15 protein-coding genes and 1 pseudogene are annotated in these 21,940 nt (G+C 70.3%); 10 read left to right on the plus strand and 6 right to left on the minus strand.

Going from position 1 to position 21,940, the window contains the following annotated elements; translation table 11 throughout:
• Nucleotides 1-350: 350 nt before the first annotated feature.
• From CLM62_RS05250 to CLM62_RS05275, 6 genes and pseudogenes are all read right to left on the minus strand, one after another.
• A complete protein-coding gene (locus tag CLM62_RS05250; RefSeq protein ID WP_095748683.1) occupies nt 351-1,361 on the minus strand; it encodes a LacI family DNA-binding transcriptional regulator in 1,011 nt (336 codons plus the stop codon).
• A complete protein-coding gene (gene yicI, locus CLM62_RS05255; RefSeq protein WP_095748684.1) occupies nt 1,361-3,613 on the minus strand; it encodes an alpha-xylosidase in 2,253 nt (750 codons plus the stop codon). Before yicI ends, CLM62_RS05250 begins: the two co-directional genes overlap by 1 nt.
• 12 nt (nt 3,614-3,625) lie before the next feature.
• On the minus strand, nt 3,626-4,450 hold the full coding sequence (locus CLM62_RS05260; RefSeq protein WP_095748685.1) for a carbohydrate ABC transporter permease: 825 nt from the start codon (nt 4,448-4,450) through the stop codon (nt 3,626-3,628).
• Between the two features lie 191 nt (nt 4,451-4,641).
• A pseudogene (locus tag CLM62_RS05265) lies at nt 4,642-5,592 on the minus strand (carbohydrate ABC transporter permease); the annotation flags it as partial.
• Nucleotides 5,589-6,887: an ABC transporter substrate-binding protein gene (locus CLM62_RS05270; protein ID WP_095748686.1), complete on the minus strand. Its 1,299-nt coding sequence runs from the start codon at nt 6,885-6,887 to the stop codon at nt 5,589-5,591. The gene CLM62_RS05270 and the pseudogene CLM62_RS05265, both read right to left, overlap by 4 nt.
• Before the next feature lie 120 nt (nt 6,888-7,007).
• Entirely contained in the window at nt 7,008-8,315 is a 1,308-nt protein-coding gene (locus tag CLM62_RS05275) for an MFS transporter (RefSeq protein ID WP_095748687.1), read from the minus strand.
• 83 nt (nt 8,316-8,398) lie between these two features.
• On the opposite strand from CLM62_RS05275, the gene CLM62_RS05280 reads away from it, so the two are divergent.
• The 10 genes from CLM62_RS05280 to CLM62_RS05325 all read left to right on the plus strand — a co-directional run bounded on the left by CLM62_RS05280 (nt 8,399) and on the right by CLM62_RS05325 (nt 21,913).
• Complete coding sequence (locus CLM62_RS05280) at nt 8,399-9,382, plus strand: LysR family transcriptional regulator (protein ID WP_095748688.1); 984 nt, start codon at nt 8,399-8,401, stop codon at nt 9,380-9,382.
• A gap of 296 nt (nt 9,383-9,678) precedes the next feature.
• Nucleotides 9,679-10,596 carry a hypothetical protein gene (locus tag CLM62_RS05285; protein WP_179381951.1) on the plus strand — a complete coding sequence of 306 codons (918 nt, stop codon included), beginning with the start codon at nt 9,679-9,681 and terminating at the stop codon, nt 10,594-10,596.
• A gap of 200 nt (nt 10,597-10,796) precedes the next feature.
• Entirely contained in the window at nt 10,797-12,992 is a 2,196-nt protein-coding gene (locus CLM62_RS05290; protein WP_095748689.1) for a polysaccharide deacetylase family protein, read from the plus strand.
• Complete coding sequence (locus CLM62_RS05295) at nt 12,989-14,179, plus strand: acyltransferase (protein ID WP_095748690.1); 1,191 nt, start codon at nt 12,989-12,991, stop codon at nt 14,177-14,179. The genes CLM62_RS05290 and CLM62_RS05295 overlap by 4 nt, the downstream gene beginning before the upstream one ends.
• Before the next feature lie 176 nt (nt 14,180-14,355).
• Nucleotides 14,356-15,735 (plus strand): NarK/NasA family nitrate transporter, encoded by a 1,380-nt coding sequence (locus CLM62_RS05300; protein ID WP_095748691.1) that lies wholly within the window; start codon nt 14,356-14,358, stop codon nt 15,733-15,735.
• 203 nt (nt 15,736-15,938) lie between these two features.
• Nucleotides 15,939-17,087, plus strand: a complete 1,149-nt coding sequence (locus CLM62_RS05305) for a uroporphyrinogen-III synthase (RefSeq protein WP_095748692.1) — start codon at nt 15,939-15,941, stop codon at nt 17,085-17,087.
• A gap of 140 nt (nt 17,088-17,227) precedes the next feature.
• Complete coding sequence (locus CLM62_RS05310) at nt 17,228-17,821, plus strand: ABATE domain-containing protein (RefSeq protein WP_095748693.1); 594 nt, start codon at nt 17,228-17,230, stop codon at nt 17,819-17,821.
• Between the two features lie 318 nt (nt 17,822-18,139).
• Nucleotides 18,140-18,661, plus strand: coding sequence for a sigma-70 family RNA polymerase sigma factor (locus CLM62_RS05315; protein WP_010039908.1), 522 nt, complete (start codon nt 18,140-18,142; stop codon nt 18,659-18,661).
• Nucleotides 18,661-19,482, plus strand: a complete 822-nt coding sequence (locus tag CLM62_RS05320; RefSeq protein ID WP_095748694.1) for an anti-sigma factor — start codon at nt 18,661-18,663, stop codon at nt 19,480-19,482. The genes CLM62_RS05315 and CLM62_RS05320 overlap by 1 nt, the downstream gene beginning before the upstream one ends.
• Nucleotides 19,483-19,564: 82 nt before the next feature.
• A complete protein-coding gene (locus tag CLM62_RS05325) occupies nt 19,565-21,913 on the plus strand; it encodes a UvrD-helicase domain-containing protein (protein ID WP_095748695.1) in 2,349 nt (782 codons plus the stop codon).
• Nucleotides 21,914-21,940 lie beyond the last annotated feature (27 nt).

The raw sequence follows: 21,940 nt of genomic DNA on the forward strand, positions 1-21,940 counted from the left end.
CCGACTCTCGTCATGCGGCTGATCCGACTCCTTCCGGAGCGGGCGGCGAAGCACGCGAGGAGGTGGCTGCTCTGGTGGCTCAGCAGGTAGCCGGATATCCCCACAGGGATTGGGGACATCCGACAGGCTCCTGATGAGCCGGGCCCCGCTCGAAGTTAGCGCTCCGAGCGGGGCCCACCTGCTCTGGTGGCTCAGCAGCTAGCCGCATATCCCCACACGGATTGGGGACATCCGACAGGCTCCTGGTGAGCTTGGGCCTCCGCCTGACTAAAGCATTGGGTCCCCAGGCGGCGCCCGCCCTCCAAGTACAGCACAACAGCCCCCCACCCAGCACCCCGATCAGCCACTGTTCACGCCACCGCCCGCCGCCCCGTACTCCCCCTCTCCGTCATCCTCGGCGCCAGCAACGTCGCCTCCGGCACGTCCGCACCCCCCAGCTTCCGCATCAGCAACTCCACCGCCCGCGTGCCCACTTCGGCGGACGGCACGGCGACGGACGTGACGGGGACGCGCGGGGACTCGGCGAGTTCGTCCGGGCAGATCGCGGTGACCGACAGGTCGGCGGGGACGCGCAGGCCCAGCTGTTCGAAGGCGTCGATCAGGGGTTCCAGCAGGGGCTCGTTGTGGACGACGACACCGGTCAACGCGGGCTGCTCCCGCAGCAGTCGCTCGGCCACCTCGCGGGCGGCGTCGGGCGCGGCCTCGCAGGGGTGGACCGAGGAGGCGAGCCCGTTGCGGTCGGCGGCGGCCGTGAAGCCCTGGACCACGCGCTGGGCGAAGGCGGTCTGCCGGACGTACACCTCCGGCGGGGAGCCGACCAGCGCCACCGTGCGGTGCCCGAGCCGCGCCAGATGCTCCACGCACGCCTCGCCCGCCGCCTTGAAGTCGAGGTCGATGCAGGTCAGACCCTCTGCGGAGGCGGGGAAGCCGATCATCACCGACGGGCGGTCCAGGGACCGCAGCAGCGGTAGCCGGGGATCGTGCAGTTGTACGTCCATCACGATCAGCGCGTCGACCAACGCCGTGTCGGTGACCCGGCTCAGCCCGTCCTCGCCCTCCTCCTGGGTGAGCAGCAGTACGTCGTGGTCGTAGCGGCGGGCCGTGGTCACGACCGACACCGCGAACTGCATGACGGTCGGTACGTGGATGCCGGCCCGCAGCGGCACCACCAGCGCCAGCACGTTCGATTTGCTGCTGGCCAGTGCCCGCGCGCCCGCGTGCGGGCGGTAGCCCAGCTCGCGGATGGCCTCCTCCACACGGCGCCGGGTCTCCTCGGAGATCGGGCGCTTGCCGCTGAGGGCGTAGGAGACGGTGCTGGGGGAGACCCCGGCGTGCCGCGCCACGTCAGTGATCTTGACCATCAGGCCGACTCCACCGTGAGGAACCCGGTACCGGCCTGCGCCCGCACCTCACGTCCGCCGCCCACGGCCAGCCCCCAGGGCGCCGAGGGGTCGCTGCAGGACGCCCGCAGCAGATCCCCTTCGCGTACGACGGTGAAGGCCACTTCCCCGACCCGTACCGTCACCTGCGCGCCCCGCTCCAGACCGTAGGCCCTGAGCGTGACCCCGTCGGAGTGGTCGTAGTCGGGCCGGTCGTCCACCGCCCCCACCGGGATCACCGCCCCGGGCCGCACCAGCAGCGGCACGCTTCTGAAGTCGTGGTTCTCGCGCACCCAGCGCGGCCCGGTCACCGTCCGACCGGTCACGAAGTGCGTCCAGGTGCCCTCGGGGACGTAGTAGGCCACCTCCCCGTCGTCGGAGAACACCGGCGCGACCAGCAGGTCCGGCCCGAGCATGTACTGCCGCTCCAGATGCGCGCACCCGGGGTCGTCCGGGAACTCCAGGACCATCGCCCGCATCATCGGCACCCCCTCGGTCTGGGCGGTGCGAGCGGCCTCGTACAGATAGGGCATGAGCCGCAGCTTCAGCCGGGTGAAGTGCCGCAGCACATCGACCGATTCCTCGTCGAACAGCCAAGGCACCCGGTATGAGGAGCTGCCGTGCAGGCGGCTGTGCGACGACAGCAGTCCGAAGGCGACCCACCGCTTGAACAGCGCCGGCGACGGCGTGCCCTCGAAACCGCCGATGTCGTGACTCCAGAACCCGAAGCCCGAGAGTCCGAGAGACAGCCCGCCCCGCAGCGACTCCGCCATCGACTCGTATGTCGCCTCGCAGTCGCCGCCCCAGTGCACCGGGAACTTCTGGCTCCCCGTCGTCGCCGAGCGCGCGAAGACGACCGCCTCCTCCTCGCCCCGGTGCTTGCGCAGCACGTCGAAAACCGTGCGGTTGTAGAGGTACGTGTAGTAGTTGTGCATCCGCTCCGGATCGGAGCCGTCGGACCAGGCCACGTCGACGGGCACCCGCTCGCCGAAGTCGGTCTTGAAGCAGTCGACGCCCTGCGCGAGCAGCGCCTCCAGTTTCGAGGCGTACCAGTCGCGGGCCGCCGGGCTGGTGAAGTCGACCAGCGCCATGCCCGGCTGCCACAGGTCCCACTGCCAGACACTGCCGTCCGGCCGCCTCAGCAGGTGCCCGAGCGCCTTGCCCTCCGCGAACAGCGGGGAGCGCTGGGCGATGTACGGGTTGATCCACACGCTGACTCGCAGGCCCCGCGCGTGCAGCCGGGCCAGCATGCCCTCCGGGTCCGGGAAGACCCGCGGGTCCCACTGGAAGTCGCACCAGTTGAACTCGCGCATCCAGAAGCAGTCGAAGTGGAAGACGGAGAGCGGGAGTTCACGCTCCCTCATGCCCTCGATGAAGGAGGTGACGGTCTCCTCGTCGTACGAGGTGGTGAAGGACGTCGACAGCCACAGGCCGAAGGACCACGGGGGCGGCAGGGCCGGGCGGCCGGTGAGGGCGGTGTACTTGCGCAGGATCTCCTTCGGAGACGGGCCGTGGATGACGTAGTACGTCAACTGCTGTGTCTCCGCGCTGAACTGCACCCGGGAGACCACCTCCGAGCCGACCTCGAAGGACACCTTGCCCGGGTGGTCGACGAAGACGCCGTAGCCCGCGTCCGTCATGTAGAAGGGGGCGTTCTTGTAGGCCTGCTCGGTGGCCGTGCCGCCGTCGGCGTTCCAGATGTCGACGACCTGGCCGTTCTTGACCAGCGGACCGAAGCGCTCACCGAGGCCGTAGACGGACGTTCCCACCCCGAGGCTCAGCTGCTCGCGCAGGTAGTGCCCGCCCGACGCGTCCCGCATGATGCCCATGCCCTTGGTGGCGCTCGAGGTGAGCGTGCGGCCGTGTGCGAGGAAGTCGACGTGCCAGGGGCCGGTGCGGGCCACCCTGACCGACAGCTCGCCCGAGGTCAGGGTCGCGTGCTCGTCGTCGTACGCCACCTGAGAGGGGACGTCCTCCCTGGTGAGCTCGAACTCGGGGCCGCGCGGCTGCTCGCCGTCGAAGTGGGTGAAGGTGACGCCGATGACGTCGGGCATCGGCGCGTGTGCGCTGATCGTCACGACAGGTCCCTTCAGCAGGTCGCCGCGGTGGCGGATGGGCTGGGTCGGCGCGTGGATCTCCAGCGCGCCGTCCTGCGCGGTGACGTCGAGCACCTCGACCGGATAGGCCGCGGTGACACCCTCGCGCAACAGCCAGTAGCCGTCGGTGAACTTCATGTGGGGGGTTCCTTACTTCACGGCACCCACGGCGATGCCACGGGTGAGGGTTCTCTGGAAGACGAGGAAGAACACGAGAGCGGGCAGGACGCCGAGCAGGGCGGCCGCGTTGGTCATCGTGGCGTCCATCAGGCGCTGGCCCTGGAGGACACCGAGGGCCACCGACACGGTCTGGTTGTCGTTGGAGATCAGCATCACCAGGGGGAGCAGGAACTCGTTCCAGGTCCAGATGAAGAAGAAGACCAGGAGCACGCCGAGGGTCGGGCGGCTGACGGGGACGACGATCCGCCAGAGGATCTGCCACTTGTTGGCGCCGTCGATCCTGGCGGCCTCGATGATCTCGCGGGGGAACTGGCCGAGGACGGAGGAGAGGAGATACGTGCCGAAGGCCGCCTGGATGACCGTGAACACGATGATCACGCTGAGCCGGGTGTCGTAGAGACCGGCCTCCTTGCTCAGGTAGTAGATCGGGTAGACCAGCGCCTCCTGCGGCAGCATGTTGGCGAGGACGAAGAACGCCAGCACCCAGGTGCGGCCCTTGATGCGGCCGATGCCGATCGCGTACGCGTTGAGCACCGACAGGACCACCGCGAGGACGGCCACCGCGCCGCTGATCAGCAGCGAGTTGACCAGCTTCTGCGTGTAGTCGACGCGCTCCCAGAAGTCCTTCAGGCCGTCCAGGTAGAGGCCCTCGGGCAGGCTCAGCGGCCCGTTCTGGGCGTACTCGGACGGTGACTTGACCGCGTTCACGGCCACGATCAGGAACGGGACGATCATGAAGAGGGCCGCGATGCACAGCGCGACGAGGACGGGGTAGCGGCGGAGCGCGGTCGTCATGCGCGGGTCCCTTCCTGAGAGCCTGTCCGCGAGCCCCCGCCTGCGCTGCGGCGCCCGGCACGCACGCTCGCGGCGTTGCCGAAACGCCCACGTGGCTCCGCCACGAGGGCGCTCCGGCGCCTTGCGATCGCACGCACCGGACGCCGCAGCGCCCGCCCTGCGGGCGGACGACGGGAGCTCGCGGACAGGCTCTCGGCGTCCTCGGCGCGGGTCTGGAGCTTCAGGCCGATCAGGGACAGCAGCAGGATGATCAGGGTCAGCACGGTGGAGATCGCGGCGCCATAGCCGACCTGCGTCTTCTCGAAGAACGTGGTGAAGGAGAAGTAGGAGGGGACATTGGTCGCGCCGCCCGGGCCGCCCTTGGTCAGGACGTACACCGCGCCGAAGACCTTCAGCGCGGCGATCGTGCACCAGGTCAGCACGACGTAGATCTCGGGCCGGATCTGCGGCAGCGTGATGTGCCAGAAGCGGCGCCACCAGCCCGCGCCGTCCAGCTCGGCCGCCTCGTACAGCTGCGGGTCGACGCGCTGGAGGCCCGCCATGAAGACGACCATCGGGAAGCCGATCTGGACCCAGACCATCACGCCCATCACGCTGTACAGCGCGATGTCGGGGTCGCCGAGCCAGTCCTGCTGCCAGGAGTCCAGGCCGACGGCCTTCAGGACTTCGTTGAGCGAGCCGTTGTCCGGCGCGAGGATCCAGCTCCAGACGATGCCGGCGACCGCGATCGGCAGCACCTGGGGGAGGTAGAAGCAGGCGCGCAGGACGGCCACGACCTTGGAGCCGTAGTGCTTGCCGACGTAGTCGAACAGCGCGGCGGCGAGGACGAGTCCGATCGCCGTCGGTACGGCCGCCATGGCGACGACCATGAACAGGCTGTGCCGGAACGACGCCCAGAACTCGCTGTCGTCCAGCAGTTCCCGGTAGTTGGCGAGCCCGGCCCAGTCGGGGGAGCCCACGCCCTCCCAGTCGGTGAAGCTCACGCCCGTGTTCATCAGGAACGGCACCACGACCACGGCGAGGAAGGCGAGGGCGCCGGGGAGCAGGAAGAGGGCGTAGGAGTCGCGGGGGCGGCGGTGCGGGCGCCCGTCCCGGGGGCGTTTGCCGACGACCCGCCCGCCGCGTTCGACGGTGACCGTCATCGCTTCGGTACGTCCTTGTCGTACGCCTCCTGCAACGCGTCCAGGTAGTCGTCGGGTTTGGCGCCGCCCGTCATCAGCTTCTGCGTCTCGGAGACGAGGACGTCGTAGAAGCCGGCGACCGGCCAGTCCGGGTAGAAGGCCAGGCCGTCGCGCTGGGAGAGGGTGTTGAAGTTGTCGATGAGGGTCTTGGACTTCGGGTCGGTGATGGCGCTCGCGTCCGCCGCGACCGGGACACCGCCCTTGTTGCCGAGCAGGGTCTGGATCTGCTTCGACAGGGTGATGTCGATGAAGTCGTAGGCGAGCTCCTTGTTCTTGGCGCCCTTGGGGACCACCCAGAGGTTGCCGCCGGAGCCGAGGGTGAGGTTCGAGTCGGGCCACAGGAAGGTGCCCCAGCCGAACTTGGCCTCGTCCTGGAAGCGGCCGTACCACCAGCTGCCGGAGAAGAAGATCGGCGACTTGCCCTGGAGGAAGGAGACGCCTGCGTCCTCCGCCTTGGAGCTCGTGGAGTTCTCGCTGATGTAGCCCTTCTTCACCCAGTCGGCGAAGGTGTCGGCCGCGTAGGTCCAGGCGGCGTCGTGGAAATCGGTCTTGCCCTTGTACAGCTCGTAGGCGTCGACCCAGGCGCGGTCGGTCTTCGACAGGGCGAGCTGGTAGAGGTACTGGTGGGCGGGGTATTCGGCGCCGGCGTTGGCGAGCGGGGTGACGCCGGCGGCCACGAACTTGTCCATGGCGGCCGTCAGTTCGTCGAACGTCTTCGGCTCGGCGATCCCGTGCTTCGCGAACAGGTCCTTGTTGTAGAAGACCATCGTGTACTCGGCGTAGTTGGTCACTCCGTACCACTTGCCGGAGCCCATGACTCCGTCGGCGTCGTAGAGGCTGGTGGTACGGACGCCCGCGGCCAGCTTCTTGTCCCAGCCGCGCTTGGTCGCCTCGCCGGTCAGGTCGGTGAGCAGGCCCTGCTGGGAGAGGTGCCCAGCCGTCGCGTTGCCCTTGTTGTACTCCATGAGGTCGGGCGCGTCGGAGGAGTTCAGGACCATCGGGGCGGTCTTCTGGATCTGCTCGAAGCCCTTCGCCTCGAACTCCACCTTCACACCCGGGTGCTTGGCCTCGAACTCCTTGATGGCCGCGTCCCAGGCCTGTCCCATCGCGCTGTTCGGGGCCTCGTAATGCCAGAGCTTCAGCGTCTTGCCGTCGCCGGACGACCCGCCGTCGGAATCTCCGCAGGAGGTCAGGAGCAGGGCTCCGCTCAGAGCCGCCGCGGCCAGGGCCGTCACACGCCTTCGTGCCGTTAACATCCAGTGCCTCCAGGGGAGTCGGATGGATATCGGGGACGTCGCGCAGCATTCATCGAAGCGATTCGATGGCTGTCGTCGAAGCGCTTCGACGGGCGAAGGTATGTGCGAGCTGTGGGCGCGTCAATGGGTAGCGCGAGAATCGCGGCAAGTGGTCGGATGGTCGAACGAGGCGAGCGAGATCAGCAGTGCCACCGCCGCCGCCGTGACCGGCACCCCGAATCCCGCCGTGGCCGACAGATGCTCCGCCAGCCAGCCGCCGAGGGCGCTGCCGCCGGCGATCCCGCCGAGCAGGCCGGTCACCGCGAGGGTCATGCCCTCGTTGATACGACCCTCAGGTGTGCGTTCCTGGACCAGGGTCATGCCGGTGACCATCGTCGGGGCCGTCGCCATCCCGGCGACCAGCAGCGCGCCCGCCAGGGCGAGGAGCGAGCCGGTCAGTGCGGCGGCGAGCAGTGGCAGGGTCAGCAGCGCGGTCATCGCGGTGATGCACCACACGTACCGTTCCCGCGGGGGACCGGCCGGCTTGAGCGCGCCGTACAGCAGACCCGCCGCGCACGAACCGGCCGCCTGGAGAGCGAGCACCGCGCCGGCCGCCGAGGGGTGACCCCGCGCGTCCGCGTAGGCGATCGTGACGACCTCCATCGCCCCGAACACCACGCCCATGGCGAGGCATACGGCGAGCAGGGGCGGCAGGCCGGGGGCGCGGAAGAGGGACTTCGTCCTGGCCGCGGTCCGCCGGTGGGCCGGCGGCTGCGTCGACCGCTGCGCGGCGAACAGCAGCATGCCCGTCACCAGCAGGATCACGCCCACGAGCGTGCCCGCCTCCGGGAAGAGCGTCCCGCACAGGAAGACCGCGAGCACCGGGCCCAGCATGAAGCACAGCTCGTCCACGGCCTGCTCGAAGGAGTTGGCGGTGTGCAGGGCGTCCGGTTCGGTTTTCAGCAGGTGGGCCCAGCGGGCGCGGGACATGCCGCCGAGGTTGGGGGTGGTCGCGGTGGCGGCGTAGGAGGCGAAGAGGGTCCAGGCGGGGGCGTCGTGGCGCACGCACAGCAGCAGCGCGAGCGAGCCCAGTGCCGCGAGGAGGGTGGCGGGTACGGCGATCCGGGCCTGCCCGTACCGGTCGACGAGCCGCGCGGTCCACGGGGCGACCAGCGCGGTCGCCGCCAGCCCGGTCGCGGTGACGGCACCGGCGAGGGCGTACGAGCCCCGGGAACCGGCGATCATGACGACCGCGCTCACGCTGAACATGCCCATCGGCAGCCGGGCCATCAGATTCCCGGCGGTGAAGGCGCGGGCGCCGGGGACGGTGAAGAGACGGCGGTACGGGCCGGGCGGGCGGTTCCCGGTACGGGGATTGAAGTCGACGGCGACCAGGGCGTCGCCGGTGACGGTGTACAGAGGTGGCTTCCTCGGGGTCGGTTGCGGCATGGGCCAACCGTCGCCCGCAGCCGATCAAGGGGTCCAACACCTTCTCCGTACCGATTCACGCACCCCCGTTGTAAGTTCACCGGATGCCCGCCACCGGTCACCACCGTCACCACCTCGACCCCCGCCTCCTGCGCGCCTTCCTCGCCGTCGCCGAGGAGCTGCACTTCACGCGCGCCGCGGCCCGCCTCTACGTCGCCCAGCAGGCGCTCAGCCGGGATGTACGGCGGCTGGAGCGGGAGTTGGGTGCCGAGCTGTTCGTCCGGACCACCCGGCAGGTGACGCTCACGGCCGACGGTGAGCGGCTGCTGCCGTACGCGCGCCGCGCCCTGGAGGCGCAGGACGAGCTGCTCGCCGCCTTCGGGCAGGCCCGGCCCCTGCTGGTGGACCTCAACTCCCCGGGGCTGGCCACCGGCCGCCGCGTCCTGCACCGGGCCCGCGAACTCGCCCCCGACCACGAGCTGATGGCCCGCTACGAGAGCGGGCTGACCTACGCGGCGGGCGAGTTGCTCGCGGGCCGTCTCGACGCCTCGTTCGGGCGGTTCGCCGGTCTGTCCCCGGCGCTGCGGGCGGGCCTCGACCACCAGCCCGTGCGCTACGAGCCGATGGCGGTCGTGCTGCCCGAGGACCACCCGCTGGCGGCACTGGAGGCGGTTCCGCTCTCCGCGCTCGCGGGCGAGACCGTGTACGCGGGCGCCGGGAATCCGCGCACGCCGGAGTGGACCGACCTCGCGCGTCGGCTCTTCGAGGGGCGCGGTATCGAGGTCGCGCCGCCCGCTCCGCTCGCCGTCGGGGACGAGGAGTTCCAGCGGATCATGGCCAAGACGCGGAATCCGATCCTCGTGGTGGTGGATTTTCCGGCCATGCCTGCCACCGTGCTGCGTCCGCTCATGCGTCCGATTCCGCTGTCACCGGTGTCACTCGTGTGGCGGAAGGGGCTGGTGCATCCCGGACTCGATGCGCTGCGCCGGGCCGCGCTCGAACTGTCGGTCGAGGAGGGCTGGCTGCGACGGCCTGCCGAGGGATGGATTCCGGCCAATGACGTGGACGTGATGAGCACACAGTATTGACACGTAGCGAACACAGCCCCTCTCTCTGCGCTACATTCGGCCCCCTGAGCACGGCGTGACAAAGGGGGCGCTCGGATCGGGTGGGGGCTCGGTCCAGTCGACGTGTGCTCGGGTCGTAGGCGCACCTGGAACTGTTCCGTGGGGGGAAGTGCGTGCGCGTGAAGAAGTGGCGGGAAGACACCCAACCGGAATGGCCTGAGGTCGCATCGACCGATGACCGTTTCGCCACTGGGGAAGGTACTCAGGCGTTCCCGGAGACCATCGGAAGCGGAATCCCGAGACAGGCCTCCGCCGACATGGACCGGACCGGAATATCCGGTAGAGGCGACCGGGACATCCCGGACGCCGACCGGTCCCGCAGAACCGACCGGGCCGACGCCCTGTCGTCGGCCGGCGAGTCCGGCGAGCGCCCGGAGACCGCCGTACCGACCGCCGCCGTACGCGACCCGTGGGAGGAGTCGGACGCGCCGGATTCCGGCCAGAACCCGCAGGGTGGGACCGACCCGGCGCATGACCCGGACGAGGTGACGGTTCAGCTCGACGACATCGATCAGCAGTTGGAGGACGTGCCCGTACGGCAGGCCAAGGGCGCCGGACCGGGCGGTGGCCAGGACGGGTCCGACGGGCCGGTCTTCGTGGACGAGTCGGGGCGCCGCAGCCGCCGTTTCCGCCGCATCGGCATGGTCGTCGGAATCGCCTGCGCGGTCTACGCCGTCGTCATCGTCGCCACTCTGCTGTCGGGCAACTCCCACGCCCCCTGGCTGCCGGTGCCGGGCCAGGACGAGGGCCGGCCGGCGGGCAAGGTCGAGACCTCGCCGCAGCCCGAGGAGTCGGCGCCGCCCTCCGCCATCGGCGGCGTGCGGCCCGGACCCACTGCGACGGCGGGCGAGGGTACGGCCCCGGTTCCGGACGCCGGTGCCACCGCGCCCGGCGCCACCACCAGCCCCGGCCGGCCGGGCAGGTCCCCCGACCCCGAGGCGAGCCCGACGAGAACCGCGCCGGGTCCGGGCACCGGACCGACCGTGCCGAACCCGACGCCGACGGCGACCGTGACGATCACCGATCCGCCGGTCTCCCCGACCCCGACCGACAGCGGGCCCACGCCGACCCCGACCGGGACGACGGGCACCGGTGACAGCGCGGGCCCCGGCACGGGCACGGTGGCGGAGGGGCCGAACGAGCCGACGCCGATCGCCACGGAGTCCGTTCTCTAAGGGGCCTCTCGAATCGCCTGTGAGGAGCCCTCGAAGCGGCTCCTCGCAGGCACCCCTTCCTTCGGTGCGCATCCGGCATCCCCTGATCGCACCCCCGTCCCCGTGCACGACGCCACGCGATGGCGTCCCCGACACCCGGTGCACATCCTCCCGATGCACATCCCCGCGATGGCATCCCCGTCCCCGGAGCACACCCTCTGATGGCATCCCGCACCCGCCGTCGCGGGGCCGCGACCGGAGCCCCCGACGGCTCCCGGCGCCGCCGCCTGTCCATGCGCCTGCTGCTGCCCGTGCTGGTCCTCGCCGCCCTGATGGCGATGCTGATGCTGCGCGGCTACGTGCACAGCGAGATCCTCGCCGACCACCGCGTCCGGCCCGAGGCCGCCGCCGACCAGGTGCCCCAGCGGATCCTCGACGGCGGCCCGGTCATCGACACCCGCGGTGGCCGCCCCACCAGCCTGAAGGTGCCCGACCGCCGTCTGGTCCTCACCTTCGACGACGGCCCGGACCCGATCTGGACCCCCAAGGTCCTGGACGTGCTCAGGAAGCACGACGCGCACGCCGTCTTCTTCGTCACCGGCACCATGGCCTCGCGCTACCCGGACCTGGTCGAGCGCCTGGTCGACGAGGGCCACGAGATCGGTCTGCACACCTTCAACCACCCCGACCTCTCCCTCCAGTCGAAGGAGCGCATCGACTGGGAGCTGTCGCAGAACCAGCTCGCGATCACCGGCGCCGCCGGCATCCGCACCTCGCTGTTCCGGCCGCCGTACTCCTCGTACGCCGCCTCCCTGGACAACAACACCTGGCCGATCACCCAGTACATCGGTACCCGCGGCTACATCTCCGTCCTCACCAGCGTCGACAGCCGGGACTGGAGCAGGCCGGGAGTCGAACAGATCATCCGCAACGTCACGCCCAAGGGCGGCAAGGGCGCGGTCGTGCTGATGCACGACTCCGGTGGCGACCGCCACCAGACGGTCGAGGCGCTGGACCGCTTCCTGCCGCAGATGAAGGCCAAGGGCTACGAGTTCGGCCACCTCACCGAGGCCCTCGACGCGCCCAGCGCGCACACCCGGGTCGCCGGTGTCGACCTGTGGAAGGGCAAGGCCTGGGTCTTCCTGGTGCAGGCCTCCAACAACATCACGGCCGTCCTGGTGGTCGGTCTCGCGATCATCGGCTTCCTGGTCATCGCCCGCTTCGGGCTGATGCTCCTGCTCTCCGGCATCCACGCCCGCCGGGTGCGCCGCCGCGACTTCCGCTGGGGAGAACCGGTCACCGAACCGGTGTCGGTGCTGGTCCCGGCGTACAACGAGGCCAAATGCATCGAGAACACCTGCCGCTCGCTGATGGAGAGCGACCATCCGATCGAGGTCATCGTCATCGACGACGGCTCCAGTGACGGCACCGCCCGGATCGTCGAGAACCTGGACCTGCCGGGCGTCCGCGTGGTCCGCCAGCTCAACGCGGGCAAGCCCGCCGCCCTCAACCGTGGCGTGGCGAACGCCCGGTACGACCTGGTCGTGATGATGGACGGCGACACCGTCTTCGAGCCGTCCACGGTCCGCGAACTCGTCCAGCCCTTCGGCGACCCCCGCGTCGGCGCGGTCGCCGGCAACGCGAAGGTCGGCAACAAGGACACCCTCATCGGCGCCTGGCAGCACATCGAGTACGTGATGGGCTTCAACCTGGACCGCCGTATGTACGACGTCCTGCAGTGCATGCCCACCATCCCGGGCGCCGTCGGAGCCTTTCGGCGATCGGCCCTGGAACGGGTCGGCGGCATGAGCGACGACACGCTCGCCGAGGACACCGACATCACCATGGCCATCCACCGCGACGGCTGGCGCGTCGTCTACGCGGAGAAGGCCCGCGCCTGGACCGAGGCCCCGGAGTCCGTCCAGCAACTGTGGTCCCAGCGCTACCGCTGGTCGTACGGCACCATGCAGGCGATCTGGAAGCACCGCCGCGCCCTCTTCGACCGGGGCCCGTCCGGGCGCTTCGGCCGAGTCGGACTGCCTCTGGTCTCCCTCTTCATGGTCCTGGCCCCGCTGCTCGCGCCGCTGATCGACGTGTTCCTCGTCTACGGCCTGGTCTTCGGCCCCACCGGGAAGACGATCCTGGCCTGGTTCGGCGTCCTGGCCATCCAGGCGGCCTGCGCGACGTACGCGTTCATCCTCGACCGCGAACGGCTGACCCCGCTGATCTCGCTGCCCCTGCAACAGATCCTCTACCGCCAGCTGATGTACGTCGTGCTGCTCCAGTCCTGGATCACCGCCCTCACCGGCGGACGGCTGCGCTGGCAGAAACTGCGGCGCAAGGGCGGGGTGTCCGCGCCGCCAGGCACCGTCCCCGCGCAGGACAGGCAGGTCGTGGACGGGAGGCCGGTCGGATGAGTACGGCACCCACGCAGCCCGTCGCGCAGGACGAACCCGAGGTCGTCAAGGCGTCCCCCGCCCGCGACCGCTACTTCGACTTCCTGAGGGCCCTGGCCCTCTTCCGGGTCGTCCTCTACCACCTCATGGGCTGGGCCTGGCTCCCGCTCGTGTTCCCCTCCATGGGCGTGATGTTCGCGCTGGCGGGCAACCTCATGGCCCGCTCCCTGGGGAGCCGCCCGCCCCTGAAGGTCGTACGCGGCCGGATGCGCCGGCTGCTGCCCCCGCTGTGGCTGCTGGGCGCGGTGGGCGTGACGGGCATGCTGGCGCAGGGCTGGGGCCCGGACGCCGAAGGGCATCCGGGCTGGTGGTGGCCGCACCTCACGTTCTGGATCCTGCCGCTGAGCGACCCGCCGTACGCCGAGGGCCTGGCCGGGATCGACGGCATCGTCGGCGAGGACTGGGCGACGGAACTGGCGGGACCGCTGTGGTACGTCCGCGCCTACCTCTGGTTCGTGCTCCTGTCCCCTTTTCTCCTCAAGGCCCTGCGGGCACTGCCCTGGGCGACGCTCCTCGCGCCGGTCGCCCTGTCGGCGGCCTTCGCGTTCGGCTACCTCACGCTGCCGGGCGAGCGGTTCCCCTCGGCGCTGACCGACTTCAGCACGTTCGGCGCCTGCTGGATCCTGGGCATGGCCCACCAGCAGGGCGTTCTGAAGCGCATCCCCCAGTACGTCGTCCCTTCCGTGGCACCGGCGATCGCCTGCCTGGGCCTGTGGTACGCGCTGGCGCACGGCTTCGGGGACGGCCACGACCTGGACGCCATGCCCTTCGCCCAGGCCCTGTGGTCCTTCGCGACGGTGATGCTGCTCCTGCACATCAGCCCGTCGTGGACCGAGTGGCCGGACAGGCTGCGCCGCTGGAGCCGGCTGATCACCCTTCTCAACTCCCGGGCGGTGACGGTCTACCTCTGGCACAACGCGTGCATCCTCGTCGCGGCCACGCTCTGGGACCGGCTGTGGAACATCGACGTACTGGCGGATCAGTACGCCTGGCTCCTCGAAAACCCCTGGCCGGTGCTGGTCCTCGTATGGCTGCTCATCGGCGGCTGCGTGGTCGCCTTCGGCTGGGCGGAGGACCTGGCGGCGCAGCGGAAGCCGCGGCTGTGGCCGGACGGAGCGGAACGGGGGCGTACCGGCAAACACAGGTGAACCGGGTCACATAACGTTCCGAGACCTCTCAAGCCGCCTCCACTCTTGGTGAGAGCAAAGTTCCCTTCCGGTCACTCGGTGCCACAGCGTGGAAACGCGCCCTCCCTACCTTCGGGACTCAGCCACTCCCTGTAACGCGCAGAACCATCCGAGCCCCGGAGCACCGTGGAGGCGTCATGACAGCCCCTAGTACCGCACCCCCGAGCAGGGGCGGCCGCTGGATCCAGCAGTGGGATCCGGAGGACGAGACCTTCTGGAAGGAGACCGGAGAGAAGGTCGCCCGCCGCAACCTGATCTTCTCCGTCCTTTCCGAGCACATCGGGTTCTCGGTCTGGACCATGTGGTCCGTGCTGGTCCTCTTCATGGGCCCGGAGTACGGGCTGACCCCGGCGGACAAGTTCCTGCTGACGTCGATGGTCACGCTGGTCGGAGCCGTCGTCCGGGTGCCCTACACCTTCGCCGTCGCGATCTTCGGCGGGCGGAACTGGACGATCGTCTCGGCCGGCCTCCTCCTCGTCCCCACCGTCGCCGCGTTCACCGTGATGGAGCCGGGGACGTCCTTCAACACCTTCCTGCTGGTCGGCCTGCTGGCCGGTATCGGCGGCGGCAACTTCGCGTCGTCGATGACCAACATCAACGCGTTCTTCCCGCTCCGTAAGAAGGGGTGGGCGCTCGGCCTCAACGCCGGCGGCGGCAACATCGGCGTGCCGGTGCTCCAGCTGGTCGGACTCGCCGTCATCGGTGCCAGCGCCGGTCCGCGGGTGCTGCTCGGGATCTACATCCCGTTCATCGTCGTCGCCGCCGTCCTCGCCGCGCTCTTCATGGACAACATCGAGAACGTGAAGAACGACACCGGCGCCGCCAAGGACGCCTCGAAGGACGCCCACACCTGGATCATGTCCTTCCTCTACATCGGCACCTTCGGCTCCTTCATCGGATACAGCTTCGCGTTCGGGCAGGTACTGACGAACCAGTTCGGGCGCACCCCGCTGGAGGCGGCGTACGTCACCTTCATCGGCCCGCTGCTCGGCTCGCTGATCCGGCCCCTGGGCGGCTGGCTCGCCGACAAGTACGGCGGCGCGAAGATCACGCTGTACAACTACGTCGGCATGGGCGTCGCCACCGCCGTCCTCATCGCCGCCAGCATGGAGAAGTCGCTGGCCCTGTTCACCGTCGCGTTCGTGGTGCTGTTCGTGCTCACCGGCCTCGGCAACGGCTCGACGTACAAGATGATCCCCGGCATCTTCCAGAACAAGGCCCTGGCCAAGGGGCTGCAGGGTGAGGAGGCCGCCGCCTACGGCCGTCGCCTCTCCGGCGCCTCCATGGGACTGATCGGCGCGGTCGGCGCGCTCGGCGGCGTCGGCATCAACCTCGCCTTCCGGCAGTCCTTCCTCTCCTACGGCTCCGGCACCGGCGCGTTCGTCGCCTTCCTCGCCTTCTACGCCGCCTGCTTCGCGGTCACCTGGGCCGTATACCTTCGCCGCCCGTCCGGCCGTGCACAGGCCGAGTCGACCACCTCGGAGGCGAAGCCGCAGCTCAGCTACGCCGAGGTGTGATGCTGTGCCCATCCGGGGGGCAACCCCCGGACCCCCGGCCGGAGGGCGAAGATCGCATCCGGCACTTCGGGGGTACTGGGCATCGGTAACACCGTCGACATCAAGCGGAACCGAGCCTGTCACGCGTCGTTGACAGGCTCGGTCGGCATGTGGATGCAAGCACCTGATGGCTAGGTGCGACGACTCGATGCGGGACGAGAGTTATGTACGACGAACAGCAGCGACCTGACCACGGACCCCTGGCGGGGTTCACCGTCGGAGTGACCGCCGCGCGCCGGGCCGACGAGCTGGGCGCGCTGCTCCAGCGGCGTGGAGCCGCCGTACTGCACGCTCCTGCCCTGCGCATCGTGCCGCTGTCCGACGACAGTGAGCTCCTCGCGTCGACCAAGGAGGTCATCCACCAGGTTCCGGATGTCGTGGTCGCCACGACCGCGATCGGCTTCCGGGGCTGGATCGAGGCCGCCGACGGGTGGGGCCTGGGCGAGGACCTGCTGGAGAAGCTGCGCGGCGTGGAACTGCTCGCGCGCGGACCCAAGGTCAAGGGCGCCGTGCGCGCCGCCGGGCTGACCGAGGAGTGGTCGCCGTCGTCGGAGTCCATGGCCGAGGTGCTCGACCGGCTGCTGGACGAGGGCGTCGACGGCCGCCGTATCGCCGTCCAGCTGCACGGCGAGCCGTTGCCCGGGTTCGTGGAGGCGCTGCGGGCCGCGGGAGCGGAAGTCGTCGGGGTGCCGGTGTACCGGTGGATGCCGCCGGAGGACATCGGGCCGGTGGACCGGCTGCTGGACGCGGCGGTCTCCCGGGGCCTGGACGCGCTCACCTTCACGAGCGCGCCGGCGGCGGCGTCGCTGCTGTCCCGCGCCGAGGACCGCAGCCTGCTGCCCGAACTGCTCGCCGCCCTCAACCACGACGTCCTGCCGGCCTGCGTCGGCCCGGTCACCGCACTGCCGCTCCAGGCCCAGGGCGTCGACACGGTCCAGCCGGAACGCTTCCGGCTCGGTCCGCTCGTCCAACTGCTCTGCCAGGAACTCCCGGGCCGGGCACGGGCGCTGCCGATCGCCGGGCACCGGGTGGAGATCCGGGGGCACGCGGTGCTGGTGGACGGCGACCTGAAGCCGGTACCGCCGGCCGGGATGTCCTTGCTGCGGGCGCTGTCGCGGCGGCCGGGGTGGGTGGTGTCGCGGTCCGAGCTGTTGCGGGCGTTGCCGGGTGCGGGGCGGGACGAGCATGCCGTGGAGACGGCGATGGCTCGCTTGCGTACGGCTTTGGGGGCGCCGAAGTTGATTCAGACGGTGGTCAAGCGGGGGTACCGGTTGGCGCTGGACCCCGCGGCTGACACCAAGTACGGCGAGTAGGTACCCGGCGCTGCCCGCGGCTGCGCCGGCAGCGATCGTCTCCGGCCGTACGACGAGGGGTTCCAGCGGCGCGAGCGGGCGGGCACTGTAAGAGGGAACGGTTCCTCAGCCCCGGGTGACCGCTAGGCGGTGACAGGCACATGGCATTGGGTACGGCCACGGACGCGTACGAGCTGCGGTTCGACGCCGGGCGGATCTGTCTGGATCTCCTCGCGACCACCCATCCTGTCGAACGTCTCGACTCCGTCGCGGTGCTGCGTGCCTGGATCACCGGGTCCGGACTGGTCCCGGAGGGCACCCCGCTGGCGCACATCGACGCCTCGTGGCTCGTGGGCTTCCGTGAACTTCGTGGTCGTATCGGACAGTTGGTACCGGGAGGACTGGCACCGGAAGGGCGGGCGTACGGCCTCGCGCTCGCGCGGGTCAACGAGATCGCCCGCGCCGCGCCGCCGGCCCCGCGTGCCGTGCCCGGTGAAGACGGCACGCTCGTGCGGGAGTTGGCCGGGCCGCCCGAGTGCGCGGCGCTGCTCGGTGCCGTCGCGCGGGACGCCGTAGAGCTCCTCACGGATCCGGTCGCGCGGGTGGGGCTTCGGCAGTGCGCGGGGGACAACTGCCCGATCGTCTATCTCGATACGTCACGGGGGCGCAGGCGCCGCTGGTGTTCGAGTGAGGTCTGCGGGAACCGTGAAAGGGTGGCCCGGCACCGGCGTCGGGCGGCAGTCGCCCGCGCCTGAGTGCCCGTTAAGTCCCTTCTGTGGAGCGGTTGTCGAAGTGATTTCGATTACACGCCGTTTACCTTGGGCCGCCTCGGGGCAGCTGGCGCAATCTTTTCGGTGTGGCGGAAATGTAAAGATCGCGCGGTGGGAATGTGCGGCCATGTCCGCCTCGTCACGTCACCAACGAGAAAACTGTCACACCACTTTGAACACTCAACTCCTCGCGTCCGTACCCGTGGTCGAGCGACCGACTGGGGGAACCCCCGGACACCGGAGGTGGGCGTGCGCAAGGATGCGGCCGTGGCCAATGAACGTGGATCGAGGGCCCGACATCGCATGTCCCAGCCCTCGGAACCTGATGAGGAGCTGATGCGTGCTCTGTACAGAGAACACGCCGGACCTCTCCTTGCGTATGTCCTGCGGCTGGTCGCCGGAGACCGGCAACGCGCAGAGGACGTCGTCCAGGAGACACTCATCCGTGCCTGGAAGAACGCCGGTCAGCTCAATCGTGCGACCGGATCGGTACGCCCCTGGCTGGTGACGGTCGCCCGGCGCATCGTCATCGACGGCCACCGCAGCCGGCAGGCCCGGCCGCAGGAGGTCGATCCGTCGCCGCTGGAGGTCATCCCCGCGGAGGACGAGATCGACAAGGCGCTGTGGCTGATGACGTTGTCCGACGCGCTCGACGACCTGACCCCGGCCCACCGGGAGGTGCTCGTAGAGACGTACTTCAAGGGGCGTACCGTCAACGAGGCGGCCGAAACCCTGGGCATACCCAGCGGCACCGTCCGCTCCCGGGTGTTCTATGCCCTGCGGTCGATGAAGCTGGCGCTGGAGGAGCGGGGGGTGACGGCGTGATGAGTGTTTACGGGGGATCGCAGGGATTCGGCCCAGGTGGTTCGGGTATGTCTGGCCCCATGATGGGATCTCCGGGCCCGAACGAGCACGAAACCGTCGGCGCCTACGCCCTCGGGATCCTCGACGACGTCGAGGCGACCGCATTCGAGGCCCATCTCGCCACCTGCGAGTGGTGCGCCCAGCAGCTCGACGAGCTCGCCGGGATGGAACCGATGCTGGCCGCCCTCGCGGACCTGCCGGGCTCCGGCACACCCGCCATCGGCGAGTCGCTGTCCGCGAAGCCCAGCCCGCGCCTGGTGAACAAGCTGGTCGACGAGGTCGCCGACCGTCGCGCGCAGCGACGCCGAAAGGGCTTCTACCTGGTGGCGGCCGCAGCCGCGCTGATCATCGGGGGCCCGATCGTCGCCGTGGGGGCGACCGGCGGAGACTCGGGCGGCACCTCGGCGGCACCCCTGCCGAGCGCGGCCAAGACGCTGTTCGACGGCATGGACGAGAAAGCCACGGGGACGGATCCGTCGACCGGCGTCAGCGCGACCGTCGCCACGGAGCAGAAGGACTGGGGCACCGAGGCGGTCCTCGAGCTCAAGGGCGTCAAGGGCCCGCTCAAGTGCTCCCTGATCGCCGTCGGCAAGAACGGCGAGCGCGAGACGATCTCCTCCTGGTCCGTCCCGGAGTGGGGCTACGGCCTTCCGGACGGCAAGACCGAGAAGTCCAGGAACCCGCTCTACATCGGCGGCGGAGCGGCCCAGACCCCGAACGAGATCGACCACTACGAGGTCATGACCTTCGACGGAAAGAAGCTCGTCGAGGTCGACGCGTGAATCACTGAGAGCGGACGCATAGCTTCCCGGGCCCCCCTTCGCGTACGGTTGACGGCTGCCCAGCACGTCAGAAGGGGGCCCGGTGGCCGCTCAGGTTCAACAGGAAACCGCGGTCGGCTCGGTCCCGGACTCAGTCCGGGACCGGGAGATCAGCATCGAACAGCAACACCTGGACCGGGTGTACCGGCGCCTCGAGGAAAAGATCCACGAGGCGGAGTTCCTCATGAACGACGCCGCCAAGCGCGGCCAGGTCGGCACGCCCGGCGCGCTCGCCGAGCGGGACGCGCAGGTCTTCCGGGCGGGCGTCCACCTCAACCGGCTGAACAACGAGTTCGAGGACTTCCTCTTCGGCCGGATCGACCTGCTGTCCGGCAAGGACGGCAAGAAAGGCCCCGACGGTGCCTACACCGCCGTAGAGCCCGCCGAAGGCGCCGTGAGGGACGACAACACCGCCGATATCGCCGAGACCCTGCACATCGGCCGCATCGGTGTCCTCGACGAGGACTACGCCCCGCTGGTGATCGACTGGCGGGCGCCCGCCGCCGCCCCCTTCTACCGGTCCACCCCGGTCGACCCGGGCCGGGTCGTGCGCCGGCGCGTGATCCGTTCCAAGGGGCGCCGCGTGCTGGGCGTCGAGGACGACCTGATGCGCCCCGAGCTGAGGGCCTTCCTCGGCGGCCGGGAACTGCCCGTCATCGGCGACGGCGCCCTGATGGCCGCCCTGGGGCAGGCCCGTACGCACACCATGCGGGACATCGTCGCCTCCATCCAGGCCGAGCAGGACCTGGTGATCCGCGCCCCCGCCGCCTCCGTGACCTACGTCGAGGGCGGCCCGGGCACCGGCAAGACGGCCGTCGCCCTGCACCGCGCGGCGTATCTGCTGTACCAGGACCGGCGCCGGTACGCGGGCGGCATCCTGATCGTCTCCCCGACCCCGCTGCTCGTGGCGTACACCGAGGGCGTGCTGCCCTCCCTCGGCGAGGAGGGCCAGGTCGCCATCCGCGCGATCGGCTCGCTGGTCGACGGCACCGAGGCCACGCTCTACGACTCCCCGGCCACGGCCCGCGCCAAGGGCTCGTACCGCATGCTCAAGGTGCTGCGGAAGGCCGCGCGCGGGGCCCTGGAGCTGAACGATTCACCGGCCCGGCTGCGGGTCGTCGCCTTCGGCCGCCGCCTGGAGCTGGAGGCCGAGGAACTCAATCGCATCCGCCAGAGCGCGCTCGGCGGCACCGCACCCGTCAACCTGCTCCGCCCCCGCGCCCGCAAGCTGCTCCTGGACGCCCTGTGGGCACAGTCCGGCGGCGCCGGCCGGCACACCGACCCGGAGCTGGCCGCCGAGCTGCGCTCCTCCTTCGACGAGGACGTCAGCTCCGAGGACAGCTTCGTCGACTTCCTGAACGCCTGGTGGCCGGAGCTCACCCCGAAGGCCGTACTCGACGCCATGGCCGACGAGCGGCGGCTCGCGCGCTGGGCCCGGCGCGTACTGAACCCGGGCGAGGTGCGCAGGGTCGCCCGCTCCCTGAGACGGGACGGCCACTCCGTGCACGACATCGCGATGCTCGACGAGCTCCAGTCCATCCTCGGCGCCCCGGCCCGCCCTCGCCGCAAGCGCGAGCTGGACCCGCTCGACCAGCTCACCGGCCTGGAGGAGCTGATGCCGGTGCGCGAGGAGACCCAGCGCGAGCGGGCCGAGCGGCTGGCGCAGGAGCGCACCGAGTACGCGCACGTCATCGTCGACGAGGCCCAGGACGTCACGCCGATGCAGTGGCGCATGATCGGCCGCCGGGGCCGGCACGCCACCTGGACGGTCGTCGGCGACCCGGCCCAGTCCTCCTGGTCCGACCCCGACGAGGCGGCCCAGGCCCGCGACGAGGCACTCGGCACCCGTCCGCGCCGCCGCTTCCAGCTGACCGTGAACTACCGCAACCCCGCCGAGATCGCCGAACTGGCTTCGAAGGTGCTGGCACTGGCCATGCCGGGCTCCGAGGCCCCGTCGGCCGTCCGCTCCACCGGCGTGCGGCCGCGCTACGCGGTCGTACGGGAATCCCCAGGGCCTGTGTCGGAAGTGGCGCCTGCCGGGCGACGCCTGACACAGGCCCTGGCCGAGACGGTCCGATCGGAGGCCGCCCGCCTCCTCGACCTCGTCGACGGGACCGTCGGCGTCGTCGTCGCCATGAACCGACGCGAGGAGGCGGCCCGCTGGCTCGCCGGGCTCGGAGACCGGGTCGTGGCACTCGGCAGCCTGGAGGCGAAGGGCCTGGAGTACGACGCGACGGTGGTCGTCTCCCCGGCGGAGATCGCGGACGAGTCCCCGGCCGGACTGCGGGTGCTGTACGTGGCCCTCACCCGGGCGACCCAGCAGCTCACGGTGGTCTCGGGGGAGCGGGACGCGCCGGATGCGAGCGGGGTGCCCGACCTGCTGAGGGATTGATGCCCGGGACGAATCAGGAGGTGTCGG

Source organism: Streptomyces sp. SA15, from assembly GCF_002291145.1.
In the GTDB taxonomy this organism is placed as follows: domain Bacteria; phylum Actinomycetota; class Actinomycetes; order Streptomycetales; family Streptomycetaceae; genus Streptomyces.